The following is a 4,865-nucleotide window of genomic DNA, read 5'->3' as shown; positions in this document are numbered from 1 at the left end:
AACTTTTGGGGTGCAGTTCATGGAGCGCCATGCTCTTTTTTTCTGAAAAAATGTGAAAAAGCAACGTTTTCACTTGACAATGGTTTCCATGAGAACTATAATGTTGTTTGTTAATAAATCGTGCTTATAAATGCTTAGAAAGTGAGGAGACAATGCGCCCAAAAGATCCATTTTCACAATTTAGGGATTTTATTAATTTGATGGAAAATCGTGTCAATCATCTTGCTGCGGTGTACGGAATTGAAAAACTAGCTGGTCCACAAGGATTTGCGGTGATGTATCTTTGTGAGGATAAAGGAAAAGAAATCTTTATCAAAGACATTGAAAAGCGGTTAAACATTTCCAAATCAGTAACGAGTAACTTGATTAAACGTATGGAAAAAAATGGTTTTATCCAAGTGATTCCATCAAAAGTGGATAAGCGCTACAAACAAGTTGTTTTAACAGAATTAGGTGAATCAAAAGCGAAGGCTATCAAGGCATTTCACGATGAAATGTATGACCAAGTGTTAAAAGGGATTAGCCGAGAGGATTTGAGAACCTTTTTTCGCGTCTTTAAACAAGCTTTAAAAAATTTAGAAAAATAAGGAGTAAGGCATGTTAAAAATTTTGAAACGTTTAACGGCAAAGGAAATCACCATGGTTGTCTTTGCCATCTTATTCGTTTGCTTAAATGTGTATCTTGATTTGAAAATCCCAGATTACATGTCAACGATTACCAAGCTCTTGTCAACGCAAGGGACAAAGGCGGATGATATTTTCGCTTGGGATGTTGATTCTCCAGGGATGCGAATGATTTTGCTATCGTTTGCTAGTTTCTTATCAGCTGTTGTTGTCGGCTTTTTAGCTTCTCGTATCGCGGCAAGTTTTAGTACGAGCTTGCGAGATGACATTTTCCACAGTGTTTTGAATTTCTCTGATGCTGAAATCAAGAAATTTTCAATTCCAAGTCTTTTAACCCGTACAACCAACGATATCACACAAATTCAATTGGTATTTACCATGGGAATTCAGGTGGTTACCAAAGGACCTATCATGGCTATTTGGGCCATTACGAAGATTGCCGATAAAAACCACGAATGGCTTTGGGTATTGATTGTCGCTGTTGCAGTCATGTTCTTGATGTTGACCTTCCTACTCATTGTCGTTATGCCTAAGCAACGTATTATCCAAAAATTAACGGATAAATTGAATAGTATTACTCGTGAGTCGTTGACTGGTATTCGTGTGGTTCGTGCTTACAACGCCGAATCTTACCAAGATGGCAAATTCGCCAAAGCCAATGACGATGTAACCAATACCAACTTGTTCATCAACCGTTCAATGGCTATCTTGTCACCAGTCATGACAGCAATCTCTAGCGGAATGACTTTGGCCATTTACTGGATTGGGGCACATTTGATTGAAGATGTGGCTATTCCAAAAGATCCAACTAAAATTGCTGGTGCCATGCATGACAAAGTCGGACTTTTCTCTGATATGATCGTTTACTCATCTTATGCCATGCAAGTCGTTATGGGATTTATGATGATGATTGTCGTCTTCTTCATTTTGCCACGTGCGGTTGTCGCAGCTGGTCGTATCAATGAAGTGCTAGAAACTAAGACCTCAATTGCTTACCCCGAAGCTACTAAAGAACAACCAACTGAAAAAGGGTCTATCGAATTTGACAATGTGTCTTTCCGTTACAGCAAAACTTCAGAAGCTGTTTTGGAACACGTTTCATTCAAAGCTAAAGCTGGTGAAACGGTTGCCTTTATCGGTTCTACAGGTTCAGGTAAATCAACGCTTGTGAATTTGATTCCGCGTTTCTATGACGCTACTGAAGGAACGATTAAAGTCGATGGTTTAGACGTTCGCCAATATGACCACGATACCTTGCATAATATTGTCGGTTATATTCCACAAAAAGCTGTCTTGTTTAGTGGTGATATCGCTTCTAATATGGACATGGGTGAAAGCCCTGAATCTCCTCTAAATGATAGCCAAATGTGGGAAGCACTAGATTTGGCACAAGGTAGAGAATTTGTGGAACGCAAAGAAGGGCAACTGAAAGCGCCTGTATCACAAGGCGGCCAAAACTTCTCTGGTGGTCAAAAACAACGTTTGGCGATTGCGCGTGCTTTGGCGCGTAAACCTGAAATTATCATTTTCGATGATTCCTTCTCTGCTCTTGATTACAAGACAGACCGTATCTTACGTACTCAATTAAGAGAAAAAACAAGTCACATGACAAAATTGATTGTGGCGCAACGTATCGCAACCATTATGGACGCCGACCAAATCCTTGTTCTAGACAAAGGCCGTGTGGTTGGTCAAGGAACACACAAAGAATTGTTGGCATCTAATGAAGTTTACCGTGAAATTGCGTACTCACAATTATCTAAGGAGGAATTAGAAAATGGAAAATAAAAAGAAAACAAGTTTCTATAGTCAATTGAAACCTTATATCAAAGGTTTCAGACTTCCATTTCTCCTTGCGGTTATTGGTGCTTGTATTTCAGCCACGGTAACGGTTATCGGTCCTGATAAGCTAAAAGAAATCACCAATACCATTACCAAAGGCTTAACACCAACGGCTACTGGAACGATTCCAGGTATTGATTTGGATAAAATTGGTCATATTGCGATGACCTTGGCCATTTTGTATGGGATTGCAGCTGTTGTGGGTTACATTCAAAACTTCACTGTGGCCACTATCGTTCAACGTTTTTCACAACGTTTGCGTCGAGCTATCCAAGATAAGATTGATAATGTGCCATTGAATTATTTCGATAGCCATGCCCAAGGGGATACCTTGTCACGCGTCACAAATGACGTCGATTTGTTCGCCCAATCACTTAACCAAAGTTTAGGAACACTGGTAACATCAACGATGTTGTTGATTGGCTCAATTATCATGATGTTCTATTCAAACATCAGCATGGCCTTCACTACAATTGGTTCTGTCTTGATTGGTTTTGTCTTGGTGATTGTGATTATGGGTTCTTCACAACCCCTCTTCAAACGCCAACAAAATAACCTAGCTGCCATTAACGGTTATGTCGAAGAAATTTATTCTGGTCATAACGTGATAACAAGCTACAATGCAGCAGAAGAAGTGAGCGAATCCTTTAAAGAATTGAACCAAAACCTTTACAAATCAATGTGGCAATCACAATTCTTATCAGGTATTATGATGCCTTTGATGATTTTCATTGGTAACTTTGGTTACGTTATGGTCTGTGTCGTTGGTGCGGTCAAAGTTATCAACGGTGACCTAAACATGGGTGACGTTGTTGCCTTCATGACTTATGTGCGTATCTTCTCACAACCCCTTTCTCAAATCGCTCAAGCCTTCACCCAATTGCAATCAGCTATTGCCGCTATGGGACGTGTCTTTGATTTCCTTGGCGAAGAAGAAATGGAAGACGATTCTGATAAGAAACGTCAACTTAACCATGTGAAAGGTGAAGTCGCTTTTGATAATGTTTTCTTTGGTTACTCTAAAGATAAAACCATTATTCATGACTTTTCAGCTATGGCAAAACCTGGTCAAAAAGTTGCGATTGTTGGACCAACAGGTGCTGGTAAAACTACCATTGTTAACTTGTTGATGAAATTCTACAACATTGATAAAGGTCGCATCAGTATTGACGGCGTGGATACGCGTTTGATGTCACGTGAAGAAGTGCATGACCAATTCTCAATGGTGCTTCAAGACACTTGGTTGTTTGAAGGAACTATTAAGGAAAACTTGGTTTATAACCAAGAAAACATCACTGATGCGCAAGTCATTGCAGCAGCTAAGGCTGTTGGTGTGCACCACTTTATCATGACCTTGCCAGACGGTTACGACACTTATTTGGATGATTCCGTAACGCTTTCAATCGGTCAAAAACAATTGTTGACCATTGCGCGTTCTCTGTTGAAAGATGCTCCATTGCTTATTTTGGACGAAGCCACATCTTCAGTTGATACACGTACTGAAGAATTGATTCAAAAAGCCATGGATAAATTGATGGAAGGACGCACATCATTTGTTATCGCTCACCGTCTATCAACCATTAAAAATGCCGATTTGATTCTCGTGATGAAAGATGGTAATATCATCGAACAAGGTAACCACGATGAATTGATGGAACAAGGTGGCTTCTATTCAGATCTTTACAATTCACAATTTGAAGTCGCTTAATAGACAGGAAAAATCAGACGTAGCTCTGGTTTTTCTTTTTTGTCTGATGCCAAAACCAAATAGTTGACGCAAGTGGAGGTCTGTGCCATAATTGGTAGCGTCATGAAAGCCGTTTCAGATGCTACCAATTTATCTTTTTACCATACCAAAAAATGTTATTGCAAGAGAGATTGTGGTATGCTGATACTGTTATAGAAACTTATCGGAAAGTTAGTAGGAAAAGCCAATGATTCAAGACTTATCACCTATTTTGTAAATAATGGTCAGACGTATTTAACTTATGTCGGGCAGCATTTGAGCTTGAGTATCGAAGCTCTAGTACTGGCTTGTGTGCTGGCGCTTCCTCTGGCTTATTTTTCTTATGAAAAGCCTTGGGTCCAGCAGGTATCAACCCTTTTGACGCAAGGTTTGCGGGTTATTCCTAGCCTTGGGATATTGTTTATTCTCATTCCTTTTATCGGAGTGGGGCGGCTGCCTGCCTTAATTGCTTTGGTTATTCTGGGTATTCCTCCCATTTTGCTGCAGACCATTATCGGTTTTGAATCGGTGTCGGACACTCTAGTGGAAACAGCGCTTGGACGTAGCATCAAAGGAAAAACGGCTGAATTATTTTGGTTAGCTTGTAAAGAAGGGGCTTATTTCGGTGGTTGCGATGTGCAAACAGTACGTTTAGCCGGCCGAATTGGTCGTA

Annotated in this window: 4 protein-coding genes; all 4 read left to right on the top strand. The window is 40.0% G+C overall.

The features are described from left to right. Positions 1-152: 152 nt before the first annotated feature. Positions 153-587, top strand: a complete 435-nt coding sequence (locus B3R79_RS03965) for a MarR family winged helix-turn-helix transcriptional regulator (RefSeq protein ID WP_293693891.1) — start codon at positions 153-155, stop codon at positions 585-587. Between the two features lie 10 nt (positions 588-597). Beyond that, positions 598-2,412: an ABC transporter ATP-binding protein gene (locus tag B3R79_RS03960; protein ID WP_293693889.1), complete on the top strand. Its 1,815-nt coding sequence runs from the start codon at positions 598-600 to the stop codon at positions 2,410-2,412. Then, positions 2,402-4,174 (top strand): ABC transporter ATP-binding protein, encoded by a 1,773-nt coding sequence (locus tag B3R79_RS03955; RefSeq protein WP_293693887.1) that lies wholly within the window; start codon positions 2,402-2,404, stop codon positions 4,172-4,174. The genes B3R79_RS03960 and B3R79_RS03955 overlap by 11 nt, the downstream gene beginning before the upstream one ends. A 294-nt stretch (positions 4,175-4,468) precedes the next feature. After that, a partial coding sequence (locus tag B3R79_RS03950; RefSeq protein ID WP_293693885.1) for an ABC transporter permease subunit occupies positions 4,469-4,865 on the top strand: 397 nt, incomplete at its 3' end.

The organism is Streptococcus sp. UBA3373, assembly GCF_002360305.1.
Lineage (GTDB): Bacteria > Bacillota > Bacilli > Lactobacillales > Streptococcaceae > Streptococcus > Streptococcus alactolyticus.
The sequence above is the reverse complement of the archived record's forward strand: the minus strand, read 5'-3'. Positions and strand labels throughout refer to the sequence as shown.